Origin of the sequence: Eleftheria terrae (assembly GCF_030419005.1) — a bacterium.
Lineage (GTDB): Bacteria > Pseudomonadota > Gammaproteobacteria > Burkholderiales > Burkholderiaceae_C > Caldimonas > Caldimonas terrae.
In genome coordinates this window covers 216,968-233,944 of sequence record NZ_CP106953.1, presented here as the reverse complement: position 1 = coordinate 233,944, position 16,977 = coordinate 216,968, and the positions used below count along the sequence as shown (strand labels likewise).

At 70.3% G+C, this 16,977-nt stretch carries 15 protein-coding genes; 11 read left to right on the top strand and 4 right to left on the bottom strand.

Annotation, left to right across the window (positions count from 1 at the left end; translation table 11 throughout):
• Positions 1–16: 16 nt before the first annotated feature.
• Together N7L95_RS27860 and N7L95_RS27855 are read right to left on the bottom strand one after the other, a co-directional pair.
• Positions 17–1,177, bottom strand: coding sequence for an acyl-CoA dehydrogenase family protein (locus N7L95_RS27860; RefSeq protein ID WP_301260893.1), 1,161 nt, complete (start codon positions 1,175–1,177; stop codon positions 17–19).
• Positions 1,171–2,076 (bottom strand): HTD2 family dehydratase, encoded by a 906-nt coding sequence (locus tag N7L95_RS27855; RefSeq protein WP_301260892.1) that lies wholly within the window; start codon positions 2,074–2,076, stop codon positions 1,171–1,173. Before N7L95_RS27855 ends, N7L95_RS27860 begins: the two co-directional genes overlap by 7 nt.
• A 94-nt stretch (positions 2,077–2,170) precedes the next feature.
• On the opposite strand from N7L95_RS27855, the gene N7L95_RS27850 reads away from it, so the two are divergent.
• On the top strand, positions 2,171–3,109 hold the full coding sequence (locus N7L95_RS27850) for a LysR substrate-binding domain-containing protein (protein ID WP_301260891.1): 939 nt from the start codon (positions 2,171–2,173) through the stop codon (positions 3,107–3,109).
• 893 nt (positions 3,110–4,002) lie between these two features.
• On the opposite strand, the gene N7L95_RS27845 is transcribed toward N7L95_RS27850, so the two are convergent.
• Both N7L95_RS27845 and N7L95_RS27840 read right to left on the bottom strand, forming a co-directional pair.
• Positions 4,003–5,094, bottom strand: a complete 1,092-nt coding sequence (locus N7L95_RS27845; RefSeq protein ID WP_301260890.1) for a sigma 54-interacting transcriptional regulator — start codon at positions 5,092–5,094, stop codon at positions 4,003–4,005.
• Positions 5,091–6,335 carry an acyl-CoA dehydrogenase family protein gene (locus N7L95_RS27840; RefSeq protein WP_301260889.1) on the bottom strand — a complete coding sequence of 415 codons (1,245 nt, stop codon included), beginning with the start codon at positions 6,333–6,335 and terminating at the stop codon, positions 5,091–5,093. The genes N7L95_RS27845 and N7L95_RS27840 overlap by 4 nt, the downstream gene beginning before the upstream one ends.
• 400 nt (positions 6,336–6,735) lie before the next feature.
• On the opposite strand from N7L95_RS27840, the gene N7L95_RS27835 reads away from it, so the two are divergent.
• The 10 genes from N7L95_RS27835 (at position 6,736) to N7L95_RS27790 (ending at position 16,856) form a co-directional block, all read left to right on the top strand.
• A complete protein-coding gene (locus N7L95_RS27835) occupies positions 6,736–7,317 on the top strand; it encodes an NAD(P)H-dependent oxidoreductase (protein ID WP_301260888.1) in 582 nt (193 codons plus the stop codon).
• Positions 7,318–7,359: 42 nt separating this feature from the next.
• A complete protein-coding gene (gene sfnG, locus N7L95_RS27830; protein ID WP_301260887.1) occupies positions 7,360–8,460 on the top strand; it encodes a dimethylsulfone monooxygenase SfnG in 1,101 nt (366 codons plus the stop codon).
• Positions 8,461–8,489: 29 nt separating this feature from the next.
• Complete coding sequence (locus tag N7L95_RS27825) at positions 8,490–9,386, top strand: acyl-CoA synthetase family protein (protein ID WP_301260886.1); 897 nt, start codon at positions 8,490–8,492, stop codon at positions 9,384–9,386.
• Positions 9,383–10,195 carry an ABC transporter ATP-binding protein gene (locus N7L95_RS27820; protein ID WP_301260885.1) on the top strand — a complete coding sequence of 271 codons (813 nt, stop codon included), beginning with the start codon at positions 9,383–9,385 and terminating at the stop codon, positions 10,193–10,195. The genes N7L95_RS27825 and N7L95_RS27820 overlap by 4 nt, the downstream gene beginning before the upstream one ends.
• An 18-nt stretch (positions 10,196–10,213) precedes the next feature.
• Positions 10,214–11,095: a branched-chain amino acid ABC transporter permease gene (locus N7L95_RS27815; protein ID WP_301260884.1), complete on the top strand. Its 882-nt coding sequence runs from the start codon at positions 10,214–10,216 to the stop codon at positions 11,093–11,095.
• Positions 11,096–11,109: 14 nt separating this feature from the next.
• Positions 11,110–12,189 carry a branched-chain amino acid ABC transporter permease gene (locus tag N7L95_RS27810; protein ID WP_301260883.1) on the top strand — a complete coding sequence of 360 codons (1,080 nt, stop codon included), beginning with the start codon at positions 11,110–11,112 and terminating at the stop codon, positions 12,187–12,189.
• Between the two features lie 79 nt (positions 12,190–12,268).
• The gene (locus tag N7L95_RS27805) at positions 12,269–13,624 is read left to right on the top strand and encodes an ABC transporter substrate-binding protein (RefSeq protein WP_301260882.1); all 1,356 of its coding nucleotides are present in this window, start codon (positions 12,269–12,271) and stop codon (positions 13,622–13,624) included.
• Positions 13,625–13,629: 5 nt separating this feature from the next.
• On the top strand, positions 13,630–14,430 hold the full coding sequence (locus N7L95_RS27800) for an ABC transporter ATP-binding protein (protein WP_301260881.1): 801 nt from the start codon (positions 13,630–13,632) through the stop codon (positions 14,428–14,430).
• 21 nt (positions 14,431–14,451) lie between these two features.
• A complete protein-coding gene (locus N7L95_RS27795; RefSeq protein ID WP_301260880.1) occupies positions 14,452–15,687 on the top strand; it encodes an acyl-CoA dehydrogenase family protein in 1,236 nt (411 codons plus the stop codon).
• Positions 15,688–15,713: 26 nt separating this feature from the next.
• On the top strand, positions 15,714–16,856 hold the full coding sequence (locus tag N7L95_RS27790) for an acyl-CoA dehydrogenase family protein (RefSeq protein ID WP_301260879.1): 1,143 nt from the start codon (positions 15,714–15,716) through the stop codon (positions 16,854–16,856).
• The last annotated feature ends 121 nt before the right edge of the window (positions 16,857–16,977 follow it).

The window sequence follows — 16,977 nt, the reverse complement described above, 5'->3', positions numbered from 1 at the left end:
GGGGGGCGGGCCGCGGTCAGAAGGACCGGGGCAGCCCCAGCACGTGCTCGGCCACGTAGGCGTAGATCAAGTTGGTGGAGACCGGCGCCACCTGGTAGAGCCGCGTCTCGCGGAACTTGCGCTCGACGTCGTATTCGGTGGCGAACCCGAAGCCGCCGTGGGTCTGCAGGCAGACGTTCGCGGCTTCCCAGGAGGCCCTGGCTGCCAGGTGCTTGGCCATGTTGGCCTGCGCGCCGCAGGGCAGGCCGGCGTCGAAGCGGCGGGCGGCGTCGAACCGCATCAGGTTGGCGGCCTCGATCTCGATGTAGGCCTCGGCGATCGGAAACTGCACGCCCTGGTTCATGCCGATCGGACGGTCGAAGACGATGCGATCGCCGGCATACCGGCGGGCCCGCTCGATGAACCAGTAGCCATCACCGATGCACTCTGCGGCGATCAGGGTCCGCTCGGCATTGAGGCCGTCGAGGATGTAGTGAAAGCCCCGGCCTTCCTCGCCGATGAGATTCTCCACCGGGACCTCCAGCTCGTCGAAGAACAACTCGCTGGTCTCGTGGTTCACCATGTTCGGGATCGGCCGCACCGTGAGGCCCCGGCCAATGGATTCGCGCAGGTCGACCAGGAAGACCGACATGCCGTCCGACTTGCGCTTCACCTCGGCCAGCGGCGTGGTGCGTGCCAGCAGGATCATCAGGTCGGAGTGCTGCACCCGCGAGATCCACACCTTCTGGCCGTTGACCACATAGCGGTCGCCTTTGCGCACGGCAGTGGTCTTCAGGCGGGTGGTGTCGGTGCCGGTGGTCGGCTCGGTGACTGCCATGGACTGGATGCGCAGCCGGCCGGCCGCAATGGCCGGCAGGTAGCGGTCCTTCTGGGCCGGGCTGCCATGGCGCAGCAGCGTGCCCATGTTGTACATCTGCCCGTGCACGGCGCCGGCATTGGCGCCGCTGCGGTTGATCTCCTCCATGATGACCGACGCCGCCGCCAGCCCGAGGCCGGCGCCGCCATACGCCTGCGGGATCATCGCGGCCAGCCAGCCGGCCGCCATCAGGGCCTGCACGAACTCGTCGGGATAGGCCTTCTCTGCGTCGATGCGGCGGAAGTACGTGTCCGGGAACTGGCTGCACAGCTGGCGCACGCCGTCGCGCAGGGCATGGAACTCGTCGGGTTCGTTCAGCATGGGATGTGTCCTGTGTCAGGCGCGAGGGTGGCCACCGCCTCCATCGCCAGGAAGCCGTCGGCGGTGCGCGCCCACAGCTGCACGGTGGAGGCCCCCAGGCGACGGCCGCAGACGCTGAAGGGGGCGGTGTCGAAGACCGGCCGCACCGCCCGGAACTCGAAGCCGCGCACCGTGGCGTGTGGCAGCCGGCTGCGCAGCAGCTCCAGCAGCAGGGTGGCGATCAGCGGGCCGTGCACCACCAGGCCGGGATAGCCTTCCACCGCCATGGCATAGCGCCGGTCGTAGTGGATGCGGTGGCCATTGAAGGTCAGCGCGGAATAGCGAAACAGCAGCACGTCGTCGGGCCGGACCTGGTGCTCCCAGTCGGCATGCAACGGCGGTGGCAGGCCCTCAGGCGCCGGCTCGCCGGGCGCGGGCAGGTCGCGGTAGACAATGGTGTGTTCATCGCTGACGCACAGGCTGCCCTCTGCATGGACGTCATGCCGCACCGCCACGAACACCAGCGCACCGGTGCGCCCCTGCCTGAGCCGGACGTCGGCAATCGTCGATTGGCGGTGCAGGGCCTGGCCCACCTGCAAGGGGCGGTGGAAGGTCAGCCGGCTGCCCGCCCACATGCGCCGCGGCAGCGGCACCGGTGGCAGGAAGCCGCCGCGCTGGGCATGGCCGTCGGCACCGATGTCCGACTGCCGGTGCAGCGGCAGGAAGTAGAGCCAATGCCAGCACGGCGGCACCCGGTCGCCGGTACGCGGCACCGGATCGTTGCGATCGAGCGTCGCGGCCAGTGCCTGTAGCGGCACGGGCGTGGCTATGTCGTCGGCCGTCTCCCTGCGGCCGATCCAGGTGCGCAGGGCATCGAGGTCCAGGGGCAGCGCGGCGGGGCCGGCAGGGACGGTGCTCATGCCGTGATTCTGGGTACCATGGCGCTATCTGTGAAATACCGATTCCGCCTAACCGCTATAAGCCACCGCGATAGCGGCGTGCCTGCTCCTCCTGATGGAACTACGACAGCTTCGCTACTTCATTGGCATCAGCGAGGCGGGCAGCCTGCTGAAGGCCTCCTCCCGCCTGCATGTGGCGCAACCGGCGCTGAGCCAGCAGATGGCGGCGCTGGAGCAGGACGTGGGCGCCAGGCTGCTCGAGCGCAGCAGCCGGGGGGTGACGCTGACGGAGGCCGGCAAGGCCTTCCTGGCGCACGCAAGGGTGGTGCTGGACGATGTGGAGCGGGCTCGCCAGGCCGCCTGCGAGCTGGCGGGGGCCCCCAGCGGCCCGGTGGCCATCGGCCTGCCCACGACAGTCGGCCTGGTGGCCACGGTGCCGCTGCTGCAGGCTTGCCAGCAGCAACTGCCACGGGTGCAGCTGCGCATCGTGGAGGGCTACAGCGGATTCCTGCGCGAGTGGCTGCTGGCCGGACGGGTCGACATCGCCCTGCTGTTCGGAGCCGGCCCCGACCCGGCGCTGGTGAAGCGGCCGCTGGTCGAGGACCGGCTGGTGCTGGTCACCGCCGCCTCCGGGCGGCGCGGGCCGCGCAGGATGGCGCTCAGCGGCATCGCTGACTGGCCACTCATCCTGCCCGGCCAGGGGCATGGCTTGCGCAGCATCATCGATGAGGCCTGCCAGCCGCAAGGCATCGTGCTCGACGTGGTGGCCGAGGTGGAGTCGCTCAGCAGCGTCAAGCGGGCGGTAGAGGCCGGGCTGGGGGCGACGATCCTGCCCTACGGATCGGTGGCGGAGGAGGTGGCCGCCGGTCGCCTGCGCGCCAGCCACATCGACGGCCCGAGCATGTTGCGCCACGTGGTGTGCGCGAGCAGCGTGACGCGGCCGATGACATCGGCAGGCGCTGCCGTCATCGAACTGGTGCACGGCCTGATCCGGCGCATGGCCAAGCGCAAGGAATGGCCGGTGCGGTGGGTTGGCGCCGAGCCGGGCGGCTGACAATCGCCATGGCGGGCAGGGCTCGTCTTCCAGCACGGCGGTTTCGAAGGAAGGCAGGCCGGCGCTGTCGGCCTGCTGGGCGAAGCGGTCCGCCTGGCGCCTGGCGACGCGCCTCAGCTCTTCCTGCACGTCGTTCAGCACGAGCGGACCGACCTCCGGCGGCAGGTTGACCAGGCCCGTGGGCGCGAGCCCGACCAGGTGGCTGCCATGCAGCAAGGCCAGCGCGATGGCAAGGCGCACGCGCACAGCGCAACGTGCGGTGTCGTCCAGGTGCACAAGGACGGTGGGGTAGCTCATGGTGTCTCTCCTGTGGAGTCAGTCCGGCATGGCGGCGAGCGCGGCCGCGACGATGGAACCTCGTCTCGGCGGGCTGCGGCAGCATGGCCAGTCTTTCGAATTCCGCCCGGGAGGGTCCTGCGCTGCGTCAAGTGCGCAGGCGTTGCGGGAGGGGCGCGCCGGGGCAGCCGGGTTCGCAGCGGCGAAGTGGTGTCCTGCAAGCGGCGAAAGGCAGCATGCCGGGCCGCTGCTTGAGTGGCCTGCTTGAGTGGCCTGCTTGAGTGGCCTGCTTGAGTCGCCTGCTTGAGTCGCCTGCTTGAGTCGCCTGCTGCGGCAGGGCTTCGGGCCTAGGCGTCACCCGCCACACCGCTTGGCCGACCTGGTCCGGGACGCGGCCTATGATCCGACACGCCTATTACGATAACTCTTCTTATCGCAATGGCAGTTCCGTGCTGGGAAACTGGCTGTTGCAGAAGACCCAGGGACGCCTCCCACCTTCCACCGCGGCGCTGCGCCGAAGGGCGCACCTGCCGCCTCCGACAAGGTCTTCAGCTGGAACACCGCACGCGCCTCGGCCGGGCGACCCTCGCCACCCGCGGCGGCGTGCGGCCACCGGCCTACTTGCGCGCCTCGATCAGGCCGTGTGCGATCAAGCGGGCCCGCAGCACGTTGCGACTGAGGCCGAGCAGCCGAGCGGCCTTCACCTGGTTCTGCTGGCAATGCGCATGGGCCACGCTCACCACGGTTCTCTCGATCAGGGACCAGAGCTCCGCAGGCGCGTCCTCGCACAGGCGATGCAGCGCCTGCTGCAGCTCCGCAAGGGCGGGCCCGGAAGCCGCGTCCTCAGACGCGGAGGGGGTGGCGCCGGCAGGCAGGGTGGTGAGGGACAGCGCCTGCTCGCCGATGTCCGGGCCGTCGCCGATCAGCAGCGCGTGGTGCACCACGTTCTCCAGCTCCCGCAGGTTGCCCGGCCAGTCGTGCGCCAGCAGCTGGGCTTGCGCAGCGGGGCTGAAGTGCCGGCGCGGGCAGTTCAGCCGCTCGCCCAGCAGGGCAAGGAAGTGGCGCGCGAGCGGCAGGATGTCGCGCCGTCGCTCCCTCAACGGCGGAACCCGCAGGTGGATGGCCCTCAAGGCATGGTAGAGGTCTTCCCGGAAGCGACCCTCGCGCACCGCCCGGTCGAGGTCGATGGCGGTGGCCGTGACAAGCCGGATGTCCGCCGGCAGCGGCCGCCCGGCGCCGACGCGCACCAGCTCCCGGGCTTGCAGCAGTTGCAGCAGTCGTGCCTGCAGGTGGTGCGGCAGGCGGTCGACTTCGTCGAGGAACACGGTGCCGCCCTGTCCGGCCTCGAGCCCGCCCATGTGGACCGCAAAGGCGCCCGGCACGCGGCCCTTGCCATGCCCGAACAGTTCGCCTTCCAGGCTGTCGGTGGGATAGGCGCCGCAGTTCACTGCGACGAAAGGGCCGTGGCCGCGCCGGCTGGCAGCGTGCAGGGCGCGGGCGATCCAGTCCTTGCCGGTGCCGCTTTCGCCGAGCAGCAGCACCGGTGCATCGGTGGGCCCGATGCGCTGGATCACCAGCAACAGCTCGCGCGAACGCGGGTCTTCGAGCACCTGCAGCGATTCGTGCCCTGGTTGCCAGGCCGCGCGGCGCTCGCCTGGGACGCGGTGCCGCAGCTCGCCGGGGCGCGCATCCCGTTCGACCGTGTTCATGAATAGAAGGTAGGCTGCGGCCACTGCCCCTTGAGCACCCAGTCACCCAGCTCCTGCAGCTTGAGCTGCACCGGGTCGTGCAGCGTATGGGTGCGGAGGTTGCGCCAGTGGCGGTCGAGCCCCAGCCGGGCGTGGGTGGAGCGCGCGCCAGTGACTTCGAACAGCCGGTTGCAGATGTCCAGCCCGGTGCGGGTGGCGCAGACCTTCGCAGCGGCAATGGCGACGGCTGTTGCGCCGCGCTCGTCGGCGGTCAGCTCGCTGCCGCGCTGCAGGGCCTCGTCGACCCGTTGGCCGGCACGGTCGGTGAGCAGCCGCATTGCCTCCAGGCCCACATGGAACTCGCCAAAGCCGGTGAGCACATGCGGGTCCTCCTCGGCGGCAGCGCGCCTCGAGCCGGGCCAGGGCCGTGCTTCCTGCCGGGTGTAGTGCAGCGCGTCGGAGAACGCCCCCTCGGCAATGCCGACGTAGATGTTGGCCAGGATGGCCTGTGCCAGCAGGGGCCGCATGCAGGCGAGCGGCGTGGACAGCGGGCCGGGGTCGAGCAGCAGCTCGTCGTCTTCCACCCGCAGCCGGTCGAAGTAGACGCTGCCGCTGTCGGTCTGGCGCTGCCCGATGTTGTCCCAGTCCTGCATCAGGTGGATGCCACTGCGGCTGGTGGGCACCGCGGCGACCAGCATGCGGGACGCGTCGCTCTCGTCCACTGCCGACACCACCAGCATCTGCGAGTCGAGCGCGCCGGAGCAGAAGCTCTTCATGCCCGAGAACTCCAGCCCGTGGGGGGTGCGGCGCCAGGTGGTGCGCCTGTCCAGCGGATTGAGCGCATTGCCCCAGAACCAGTCCCGCTGCGCAGTGTGACGCAGCCACGGCTGCCACTGCGCCGGCTGGCCGAACAGCTGCACGGTGGCCAGCATCAGGTGATGGAAGGCGAACAGATGGGCCACCGAGCTGTCGGCACGCGCCAGCTGGCGCACTGCCGACAGCACCAGCGACCAGCGGCCGCCCAGGCCGCCGAGCGACTGCGGGATGGACAGCCGCAGCAGGCCGCTGCGGCGGATGTCATCGCGCTGGGCCTTGGGGGTGCCGCCGAGCACGTCGCGCTCGGCCGCGGTTTCGGCGAAACGCCGGCACAGCGCCTGGAGGACGACGGGCACGCCAGACAGGCTGTCCGCGCGGGGCAGGGTGGCTTCGGCGGGGAGGGGGGCTGCCGCGGCAGCAGGATCCAGCGCGAGGGGGGTGTTCATCGAGACCCTGGGAGGTGAGTGCTGCGGCCGGGGAAGCAGGTCATGTGCCAGCCGCAGGCCACGGGGTGGCGACCTGTGCTGCCCAGCAAGCAGCCGCGCTGCTGGGGATCGCGCAGCGCCCGGTAGCTGCTGCTGGCAATGCAGCAGCGCGCTTGCCGGCGTCCACCGGTGCCGCGCCGTCCACGTCGGGAGCGGCCTGCGCGGGATGCAGCATGGGCTGCTGCTGCAGCAGCAATCGATGCGGCGCAGGCAGCAGCGGCGCACCCTGCACGGCTGCCGGGGGCCCGGGTGGGCTGCGGACCGCATAAGCATGTTCGGCAAACGATTCAGGGCCAGGTCAACGCGCCGAGGTGGCACGGTCGGTGCAATGAATGGCTGCCCAAACGCAAGGAGTCCCGTCATGCCCCAGCCCTTCAAGGTCGTCGCCATCATCGGCAGCAGCAGCGAGCGTTCGCGCACGCAGGCCCTCGTCGAAAGCATCGTCGCGTCGCTCGCCGAGCACGTGCAGATCGAGGTCGAGACACTGTCCATCCGCGCTCTGGCCCCGCACATCGCGGTGGCCGGGGACCGCGCCAGCCTCGGGCCGGTCGGTGCTGCTGCGCTCACGTCCATCGAGGAGGCCGACCTGCTGATCGCCGCCACCCCGATCTACAAGGGCACCTTCGCCGGCCTGTTCAAGCACCTGATCGATCTCATTGCGCCAAACGCCCTGGTTGGCCGGCCGGTGCTGCTGGCCGCCACCGGCGGCAGCGACCGCCATGCGCTGAGCGTGGACCATGCGCTGCGCCCGCTGTTCGCCTTCTTCCGCACCCACACCGTTCCCTCGGCGGTGTATGCGTCGGAGGCCGACTTCGACGGGCTCACGGTGCGCAACCCGGCGCTGCAGGCCCGCATCGACGAAGCCGCCCTGCAGGCCGCCCGCCTGCTGCCCAGCCACGCACCGGCGCTGGCCCGGGTCGATGCCGTGGCCGCCGCTGCCTGAAGGCAGGCGTTGGACCGAGCCACCGAACACGAGGAAACGAGCATGAGCGACAACCGCCACGAACCGCCGATCAAGTTCGCCTACTGGGTGCCCAATGTCAGTGGCGGCCTGGTGATCAGCAAGATCGAACAGCGCACCAGCTGGGACATCGACTACAACCGCCGCCTCGCCCAGGCGGCCGAGCGCAACGGCTTTGACTATGCGCTGACGCAGATCCGCTTCACCGCCGGCTATGGGGCGGAGTACCAGCATGAGTCGGTCGCCTTCTCTCACGCGTTGCTGGCTGCAACGAGCCGGCTCACGGTGATCGCGGCCATCCTGCCTGGTCCCTGGAACCCGACGCTGGCGGCCAAGCAGGTGGCCACCATCAGCCAGCTCACCGGCGGACGCATCGCGGTCAACATCGTCAGCGGCTGGTTCCGCGGCGAGTTCGCCGCCATCGGCGAGCCGTGGCTCGACCACGACGAGCGCTACCGCCGGTCGGAGGAGTTCATCCGGTCGCTGCGCGGCATCTGGCGCGAGGACAACTTCAGCTTCCGCGGCGACTTCTATCGCTACACACACTACACGCTCAAGCCCAAGCCCGCGCAGCCGCTGCCCGAGATCTTCCAGGGCGGCAGTTCGCGGGCGGCCCGGGACATGGCTGCACGGGTTTCGGACTGGTACTTCACCAACGGCAACACGCCCGAGAACATCCGCAAGCAGGTGGACGACCTCCACGCCAAGGCGGCGGCCAACGGGCACCGCGTGAAGGTCGGCGTGAACGCCTTCATGATCGCCCGGGACACCGAGGAGGAGGCCCAGCGGGTGTTGCAGGAGATCATTGCCGCAGCCGATCCCGAGGCGGTGAACGCGTTCGGCGCCGAGGTGAAGAACGCCGGGGCAGCGTCGCCGGAGCGTGAAGGCAACTGGGCGAAGTCCAGCTTCGAGGACCTGGTTCAGTACAACGACGGCTTCCGCACCAACCTGATCGGCACGCCGCAGCAGATTGCCGAGCGCATCGTGGCGCTGAAGGAGGCAGGCGCCGACCTCATCCTGATCGGCTTCCTGCACTTCATCGAGGAGGTGGAGTACTTCGGCCGCAAGGTGCTGCCCCTGGTGCGTGAGCTGGAGGCCCGGCGCGAGCCGGTCGCCGCCGCCTGAGCACCGGACGCCCCGCGCAGGGACCGACGATGGCAATCGCATCAACCGACGCACTGCGTGTCCACCGTCGTGGGCAATGGCTGTGCTGGAGCAGAGAGGGCCTGCGGGCCGACGTGGCCGCACTGGCAGAAGGCTGGCGCCGGGCCGGCGTGCGGGACGGTGACACCATCACCACCGTAGGCCCCTTGAGCGCGGCATTCGTGCTGACGCTGAAGGCCGCACCGCTGATCGGCGCCTGCGTGCAGCCCCTGCAGTGGCGGGCCGATGCCGATGCGCTGCCGGACGTGCCGCTCCAGCACGTGCTGGTGGACAGCACGCACGAGCTGGAGGCCTTGCTGGCCCGGCGCCCGACCGGGCTCGGCCAGGTCCATGTCGCCTATCCGCTGCGCAGCACGGCGGCCGACGGTGCGGTTGCTGTCCGCGTCCTGCCCTTTGCCGGGCTGCTTCGAGGGCCGGATGCCAACGCAGGGCCGACGCGGGATGAGCCGGCGGACCCGCTGGAACAGCACGCCGACCGCCAGCGCGGGCTGCGGGTGCTCGCGGAGTTCGAGCCGCACTGGGCCCCAGGGCTGGCCTGGTTGCAGCAGGAGTGGTGGCGCCAGGCAGCCACGCTGGTACTTCCAGAGCCGGGCGGCGACGCCTGGGCCGACCGGCGGCGTGCCCGGCCCGACCTCTGGGTGGCGCCGGCCGGCACGCTGGAGGCAGCAGCTCGCGACATCGCGCGCCAGACCGAAGGCCGGCCTGGCGGGTGGCTGCGCTGGCGTGCGGCGGCTGTGCTGGGCCTGCGCCCGGGGCTGCGCTGGATCACCGACGGGCCGTTGTCGCGGCCCACCGTCGAGCTGCTCGAATCCTTCGGCGCAGCGCCCCTGTCGTCGGCCGGTGGTGCGACCGCGTGGCCGCCCCACCTTGCGGGGGCATCGACATGACGCAGACGGCCAGCCAGCCCGGCCGCCACGCCATCCGCGCGGTGCCACTGCTGGAGCTTGAGCACATCACGCTGCGCTTCGGCGGTGTCACGGCCATCCGGGACATCGGGTTCTTGGTGCACGAGGGTGAGGTGCTGTCGATCATCGGCCCCAATGGGGCGGGCAAGAGCTCCTTGCTGAACGTGGTGAGCGGTGTCTACCGGCCGCAGGCCGGCAGCCTCCGCTTCGGCGGCCGGCCCATCGAGCGGGTGGCGCCACGCCACATGGCACGCCTGGGGGTGGCCCGCACCTTCCAGAACCTGGCGCTGTTCAAGGGCATGCCGGTGATCGACAACATCATCGCCGGCCGCCAGGGCGGCACAGGTGCCGGCTTCTGGGCCAACGCGCTTCGCTTGCCCGGGGCACGCGCCGAGGCCGCGCGGCAACGCGCCCATGCCGAGGAACTGCTGGAGTTCCTGCGCTTGCAGCGCTGGCGCGACCGCACCGTGGCCGAGCTGCCCTATGGCCTGCAGAAGCGGGTCGAGCTGGCACGTGCCCTGGCGGCCGAGCCCCGGCTGCTGCTGCTGGACGAGCCGATGGCCGGCATGGGCAGCGCCGACAAGCACGAGATGGCTCGCGTGGTGGTGGAGGTGAACCGCCGCTTCGGCACGACGGTGGTGTTGATCGAGCATGACATGGGGGTGGTGATGGACGTGTCGGACCGGGTCGTGGTGCTGGACCACGGCCGCAAGATCGCCGACGGCCGGCCCGAGGCGGTGCGCGACCGGCCCGAGGTCATCGCCGCCTACCTGGGCGCCGGGCTGCACTGAGGGCAGGGGGAAGGGGTGATGGACTTTTTCATCGAGGTGCTGATCGGCGGCCTGCTGGCCGGGGTCATGTACTCCATGGTCGCGATCGGCTTCGTGCTGGTCTACAAGTCGTCCGGCATCTTCAATTTCGCGCAGGGCGCGATGGTGCTGTTCGCTGCGCTCACCTTCGTCAGCCTGGTCGAGCGCGGCTGGCCGTTTGTCGCGGCGCTTGCAGCCACGCTGCTGGCGATGGTGTTGCTGGCGCTGCTCATCAGCCGCGTCGTGATCAAGCCGCTGGTGGCGCGCCCGCCGATGGTGCTGTTCATGGCCACGCTGGGCCTGAGCTTCATCCTGGAAGGCGCGGCGCAATGGCTGTGGGGGGCGCAGGTGCATGCGCTCGACCTCGGCATCGAGGACACGCCGGTGGCACTGGGCGGCGTGCTCATCAGCAGCCTCGACCTGGCGGCCGCTGCCACGGCAGCGGTGCTGGTCGCGGCGCTGGGCATTGTGTTCCACCGCACCCGGGTGGGGTTGGCGCTGCGCGGTGTGGCGGACGACCCGCTGGCTGCGCTGGCCGTCGGCGTCGACATCCAGCGCCTCGGGGCGCTGGTGTGGTCGGCGGCGGGGGCGGTGGCGCTGGTGGCCGGGTTGTTGTGGGGGGCCCGCACCGGCGTGCAGTTCTCGCTGTCGCTGATCGTCCTCAAGGCGCTGCCGGTGCTGATCATCGGCGGGTTCTCCTCGGTGGCCGGTGCCATCGCCGGCGGCCTGCTGGTCGGAGCGGCCGAAAAGCTGGCCGAGGTGTATGTCGGGCCGTTCGTGGGCGGCGGCATCGAGAACTGGTTTCCCTATGTGGTGGCGCTGCTGTTGCTGTTCTGGCGGCCCGATGGCGTCTTTGGTGAACGCACCGTGCAACGGGTGTGAGGAGGAGGGGTCCCATGCGCAGCCACACCAGCACCGTCGCCCCCGATTGGACGCATGCGTCCAGCGCGCGCCTCTGGCGTCCGCCGCTGGGTGCGCGGCCGTGGTGGATCGTGATCGGCCTGGCGCTGGCGCTTGTCTGGTTGCCACGGGTCGGCGGCGACTACCTGTTCTCGGCGGTGCTCGTTCCCTGGCTGGTGTTGTCGCTGGCAGGCCTGGGGCTGAACCTGCTCACCGGCTACGCGGGGCAGTTGTCGGTCGGCTCCGCCGCCTTCATGTGCGTGGGGGCGTTCGCCAGCTACAACCTGCTGCTGCGCCTACCGGGCCTGCCGTTGCCGGCCGGCCTGCTGCTCGGCGGCGCGGTGGCGGCGGCCTTCGGTGTGCTGGTGGGCCTGCCCAGCCTGCGCATCAAGGGCTTCTACCTCATCGTGTCGACGCTGGCCGCCCAGTTCTTCGTGCCCTGGCTCTTCGTCAGGTTTGGCTGGTTCTCCAACCACAACCCCTCGGGTGTCATCAGCGCGCCCCGGCTGGTGGTGGCCGGGCAGGACCTGTCCTCGCCCGCCGGCCGCTACCTGCTCACGCTGGCGGTGGTGCTGCTGCTCACCCTGCTGGCGCGCAACCTCGCGAACGGCGACATCGGCCGCCAGTGGCGCGCGGTGCGCGACATGGACACCGCGGCCGAGGTGATCGGCATCCCGGTGCGGCGAGCCAAGCTGCTGGCGTTCGCGGTGAGCTCCTTCTACCTGGGCGTGGCGGGCGCCTTGTGGGCCTTTGCCTACGTGGGCACCGTCGAGCCCCACGGCTTCGACCTGGCGCGCTCGTTCCAGGTGCTCTTCATCGTGATCCTGGGCGGGCTGGGCAGCGTGGCCGGGGCATTCCTGGGGGCGGCCTTCATGGTGCTGTTTCCGATCCTGCTGTCGAACCTCGCCACGCAGTGGCTGGCCGGGCTGATCGATCCCGGCAACTTCGAGAACGCGCAGAAGATCGTGCTCGGTAGCCTGATCATCTTCATCCTGATCCGTGAGCCGGAAGGCCTGTGGCGGCTGCTGCAGCGTCGCTGGCAGCGCTGGCGGTCCTGGCCGCTGTCCGCCCCCTGAATCCCTTTCACCCGACGCCGGACCGGCGTGCCACACACGCACCGGCTGGCCCGCACTCACCCACAAGGAGCCCGATTCCATGCCTTCCATCCTTCGCCGCGCCACCCGGGCGGTCGCTGCCGCGGCCCTGCTCGCCGGGGCCGTCTCCAGCCCTGCCCAGGGCCGGGAGCAGTACTTTCCGCTGCAGAGCTACCGGGTCGGCCCGTATGCCGCGGGCGGCACCGGCTTCTTCGGCGGCTTCATCGACTACCTGCAGCTCGTCAACCTGCGTGACGGCGGCGTCAACCAGGTCAAGCTGACCTGGAGCGAATGCGAGACGGAGTACGTGGTCGAGAAGGGCGTGGAATGCTACGAGCGCCTGAAGAAGGGACACAACGGCGCGCCGGCGGCCGCCACGAACCCGCTGTCGGTCGGTATCGCCTATGCGACGCTGGACCGCTCGGCCGCCGACAAGCTGCCGCTGGTGACCATCAACCACGGCCGGACGGACTCGACCGACGGCCGCGTTTTCCCCTACGTCTTCCCCTTGCAGCTGAACCCCTACAGCGAGGTGTCGGCCATCGTCAACTACATCGGCCAGCAGGCGGGCGGGCTGGAGCGGCTGAAAGGCCGGAAGATCATCACCCTGTACCACGGCTCGCCGTATGGCAAGGAGACCATTCCGGTGCTGGAGCTGCTCTCGCAGAAGTACGGCTTCGCACTGCAGCAGATCGAGGTGCCGCATCCCGGCAACGAGCAGCAGTCGCAGTGGCTGACGATCCGGCGTGAGAAGCCCGACTGGGTGATCCTGCGCGGCTGGGGTGTCATGAATCCGGTGGCGCTGAAGAACGCCCAGAAGGTCGGTTTCCCGGCCAGTCGCATCATCGGCAACATCTGGAGCAATTCCGAGGACGACGCAGCGCCGGCCGGCGAGGCCGCCAAGGGCTACCTGGCCATCACCACCCATCCGTCCGGCACCGGCTTCCCGGTGCTGCAGGACATCAAGAAATACGTGGTCGACGCGGGCAAGGGCAACCTGGCCGATCCGAAGCGCTTCGGCAACGTCTACTACAACCTGGGTGTGGTCAACGGCATCCTGAATGTGGAGGCACTGCGGGTGGCCCAGGCGCGTTTTGGCAAGCGGCCGCTCACCGGGGAGGAGGTGCGCTGGGGCTTCGAGAACATCCGCATCGACGACGCGCGGCTCAAGGAGCTGGGTGCCACCGGTCTGGTGCAGAAGCTGCGCCTGAGCTGCAGCGACCACGAAGGCGGCGGCGCGGTGCGCTTCCAGCAGTGGGACGGGCAGCAGTGGAAGCTGGTGAGCGACTGGGTGCAGGCCGACCGCGCGCTGCTGCGGCCGATCATCGAGCGCTCGTCGCTGCAGTACGCCAGGGAGAAGGGCGTGGCGGTGCGCGACTGCACGCAAGAAGGCAGTGCCGTCGCTGCCGGGAAATGATCGCCATGGCCGCCTTGCTTGAACTGCAGGACGTCGACGTCCGCTATGGCGGTGCCATCGATGCGCTGCACGGGGTGTCGCTGCAGGTCGCGACCGGCGCCATCGTGGCCTTGCTGGGCGCCAACGGCGCCGGCAAGAGCACGGTGCTGAAGGCAGCCTCGCAACTGCTGGGCGCCGAGCGAGGCGAGGTGACGGCCGGCCGCGTGCACTTCGACGGCCGGCCGACGCAGGGCCAGGCCGCGCACGAGCTGGTGGCGCAGGGGGTGTCCCATGTGCTGGAGGGCCGCCACTGCTTTCCGCACCTCAGTGTCGAGGAGAACCTCAGGCTCGGCGCGCTGGTTCGCAAGCCGCGGCGGGCGGAGCTGGCAGCGGCCCTCGAGCAGGTGTACGAGCGATTCCCGCGCCTGAAGGAGCGCCGGCGCAGCCCGGCGGGCGTCACGTCGGGCGGCGAGCAGCAAATGGTGGCGATCGGGCGGGCCTTGATGGCCCGCCCGCGGCTGGTGCTGCTGGACGAGCCGTCGATGGGCCTGGCGCCGCTGATCGTGCAGGAAATCTTCGACGGCGTGCGTGCCTTGAACGAGCATGACGGCGTGAGCTTCCTGCTGGCCGAGCAGAACGCGGCCATCGCGCTGCGTCGTGCCCACCATGCCTACCTGCTGGAAGGGGGGCGCGTGGTCCTGCACGGGCCGGCCCCCGAGCTTGCCGCGCGCGACGACATCCAGCACTTCTACCTGGGCGGGAAGGCCGCGCAGCGGCGGTCCTTCATCGACGCCCACCGCATCCGAACCTTCCAGGCCGCGGCCTGAGTCCTTGAGGAGATTGCATCGATGACCCCATCAAGCCACCCGCCGGCGCTTTCGGCCGGCACGGACCCCGAGGCGCTCGCGCAGCGCTTGCGCCCCGTCTTCCAGCGCATTGCCGAAGGCGCCCTGCAACGGGAGCGCGACCGCCAGCTGCCGCGTGAGCCGATTGCCTGGCTCAAGGAAGCCGGCTTCGGCGCGGTGCGAGTGCCGCGCGAGCACGGAGGCGCCGGCGCCTCGCTGCCGCAACTGGTGCAGCTGCTGATCGAGCTGGCAGAAGCCGACTCCAACATCGTGCAGGCACTGAGGGGCCACTTCGCCTTCGTGGAAGACCGCCTCAACGCAGCGCCGGGGCCGCAGCGCACAGTCTGGTTCGAGCGCTTTGTGAAGGGCGACCTGGTCGGCAATGCCTGGACCGAGGTGGGCGACGTGCAGGTCGGTGACGTCATCACCAAGGTATCGCGCAAGGACGGCCGCTGGGTGGTCGACGGTCGCAAGTACTACAGCACCGGGAGCATCTTCGCCGATTGGGTGGACCTGTACGCACGCCGCGCCGACAACCATGCCGACGTGATTGCCGCCGTCAGCACCCATCAGCCGGGCGTGCAGCACTTCGACGACTGGGACGGCTTTGGCCAGCGCACCACCGGCAGTGGCACCTCCACCTACGAGGATGCGCTGGTGGAGCCCGAGAACCTCATTCCCTTCGAGACACGCTTCAAGTACCAGACCGCCTTCTACCAGCTGTTCCACCTGGCCACGCTGGCCGGCATCGGCCGTGCCATCGAGCGTGACGTGGCCCACGAGGTGCGTTCGCGCAGGCGCATCTTCTCCACCGGCAACGCCAACCATGTGAGCCGCGATCCACAGGTGCAACAGGTGGTGGGGCAGATCTCGGCCTGGGTGTACGCGGCGCAGGCCACCGCCTTGCGTGCGGCCGAGCCGGCGCAGCGGGCCTATGAGGCGCGTTTCCAGGACGATGTGGAGGCCGAGCGGCAGGCCAACATCGCCGCGGAGATCGAGTCGGCGCAGGGCCAGATCGTGATCTCCGAGCTGATCCTGCGTGCCGCCACCGAGCTCTTCAACACCCTGGGGGCATCGGGGGTCAGCAGCACCAAGGCGCTCGACCGGCACTGGCGCAACGCGCGCACCGTGGCGTCGCACAACCCGCTGATCTACAAGCAACGCATCGTCGGCGACTGGCGCATCAACGGCACCGAGCCGCCCTACGTCTGGCAGATCGGCGCGGGGCCGGGGCGTTGAGCGGGGCCGGGCGAGGGGAGGCGGCCGTGCCGGGGCAGGAGGAGGTGCAGGCTCGCGTGGACCGGCTGGCTGCCGCATGGCGCCAGACGGCAGCCGAACGCGACCTGGCCGGCGGCCACGCTGCCCGCGAGCGCGAGCAACTGCGTGAGAGCGGGCTGCTCGGCCTCACCATTGCACGCGCCCACGGCGGCTGGGGCGCGCCCTGGTCGGTGTTCTACGACGCGCTGCGGCGCCTGGCCGGGGCCGACAGCGCATTGGCGCACCTGTTTGCCTTCCACCACCTGCAGCTGGCCACGGTGCTGCTCTACGGTTCGGCTGAGCAGCAGCAGCGGCTGCTCGGGCGGTCGATCGAGCGGGGCCTCTTCTGGGGCAATGCGCTCAATCCGAACGATCGCCGCGCGGTGGCGCAGGTCGACCGCGACGGCGCGGTGGTGCATGGATCCAAGAGCTTCTGCTCGGGCTCCGTCGGCTCGGACATGCTGACCGTCAGCGCCTGGCACGAGCCGACGCAGACATTCCTGACCGGGGTGGTGCCGTCCCGCGCGCGCGGCGTGACGATCGAGGAAGACTGGGACGCCTTCGGACAGCGGCAGACCGACAGCGGCACGGTGCACTTCGACGAGGTGCGCGTGCCCAGCGCGGACATCCTGGTGGCCCCGGGTGTCAGGCCGGGCGTTCGTGCCACGCTGCGTGCCCAGTTCGCGCAGTTGATCCTCGTGCACCTGTACCTGGGCATCGCAGAGGGCGCCTTGTCCGAGGCGCTGCATTTCGTGCCCGACTCCCGGCGCGAGGCGGACGATCCCTACCTGCTGCAGCGCCTGGCCGAGCTGCACCTGCAGCTCCGGCCGGCCCGGGTGCTGGCGGAGCAAGCCGCCGCCCGGCTGGAGGCTGCGTATGGCCGGGGCGAGGCGCTGACACCGCGGGAGCGGGGAGAGGTGGCCGTGGCGGTGATCGAGGCCAAGGTTCTCGCGCACCGCGCGGCACTGGCGGTGTGCAGCCAGCTCTTCGAGGTGACCGGCGCGCGCTCCACCTCCCGCCGCCATGCCCTGGACCGGTTCTGGCGCAACGCGCGGGTGCACACGCTGCACGACCCGATTGACCTGAAGCTGCGCGACCTGGGGCGGCACGTGCTCGACGGGCGGTATCCGGAGCCGACGCCGTATTCATGACGGCGGGCGGCTGCCGCCAGACGCGCATCCGGGGCTTGGTCTGCGGTGCCCGACGATCCGGGGCGCCGAGTGCTGGGGCCGGGCCGCGCCTCACCACATCTACCGGACCGGGATCAGTCCA

What these genes read in the sequence shown, in the direction of transcription:
- N7L95_RS27860 (WP_301260893.1), bottom strand. Translation starts at nt 1,177, where the DNA reads ATGCTGAACGAACCCGACGAGTTCCATGCCCTGCGCGACGGCGTGCGC.
- N7L95_RS27855 (WP_301260892.1), bottom strand. Translation starts at nt 2,076, where the DNA reads ATGAGCACCGTCCCTGCCGGCCCCGCCGCGCTGCCCCTGGACCTCGAT.
- N7L95_RS27850 (WP_301260891.1), top strand. Translation starts at nt 2,171, where the DNA reads ATGGAACTACGACAGCTTCGCTACTTCATTGGCATCAGCGAGGCGGGC.
- N7L95_RS27845 (WP_301260890.1), bottom strand. Translation starts at nt 5,094, where the DNA reads ATGAACACGGTCGAACGGGATGCGCGCCCCGGCGAGCTGCGGCACCGC.
- N7L95_RS27840 (WP_301260889.1), bottom strand. Translation starts at nt 6,335, where the DNA reads ATGAACACCCCCCTCGCGCTGGATCCTGCTGCCGCGGCAGCCCCCCTC.
- N7L95_RS27835 (WP_301260888.1), top strand. Translation starts at nt 6,736, where the DNA reads ATGCCCCAGCCCTTCAAGGTCGTCGCCATCATCGGCAGCAGCAGCGAG.
- sfnG (WP_301260887.1), top strand. Translation starts at nt 7,360, where the DNA reads ATGAGCGACAACCGCCACGAACCGCCGATCAAGTTCGCCTACTGGGTG.
- N7L95_RS27825 (WP_301260886.1), top strand. Translation starts at nt 8,490, where the DNA reads ATGGCAATCGCATCAACCGACGCACTGCGTGTCCACCGTCGTGGGCAA.
- N7L95_RS27820 (WP_301260885.1), top strand. Translation starts at nt 9,383, where the DNA reads ATGACGCAGACGGCCAGCCAGCCCGGCCGCCACGCCATCCGCGCGGTG.
- N7L95_RS27815 (WP_301260884.1), top strand. Translation starts at nt 10,214, where the DNA reads ATGGACTTTTTCATCGAGGTGCTGATCGGCGGCCTGCTGGCCGGGGTC.
- N7L95_RS27810 (WP_301260883.1), top strand. Translation starts at nt 11,110, where the DNA reads ATGCGCAGCCACACCAGCACCGTCGCCCCCGATTGGACGCATGCGTCC.
- N7L95_RS27805 (WP_301260882.1), top strand. Translation starts at nt 12,269, where the DNA reads ATGCCTTCCATCCTTCGCCGCGCCACCCGGGCGGTCGCTGCCGCGGCC.
- N7L95_RS27800 (WP_301260881.1), top strand. Translation starts at nt 13,630, where the DNA reads ATGGCCGCCTTGCTTGAACTGCAGGACGTCGACGTCCGCTATGGCGGT.
- N7L95_RS27795 (WP_301260880.1), top strand. Translation starts at nt 14,452, where the DNA reads ATGACCCCATCAAGCCACCCGCCGGCGCTTTCGGCCGGCACGGACCCC.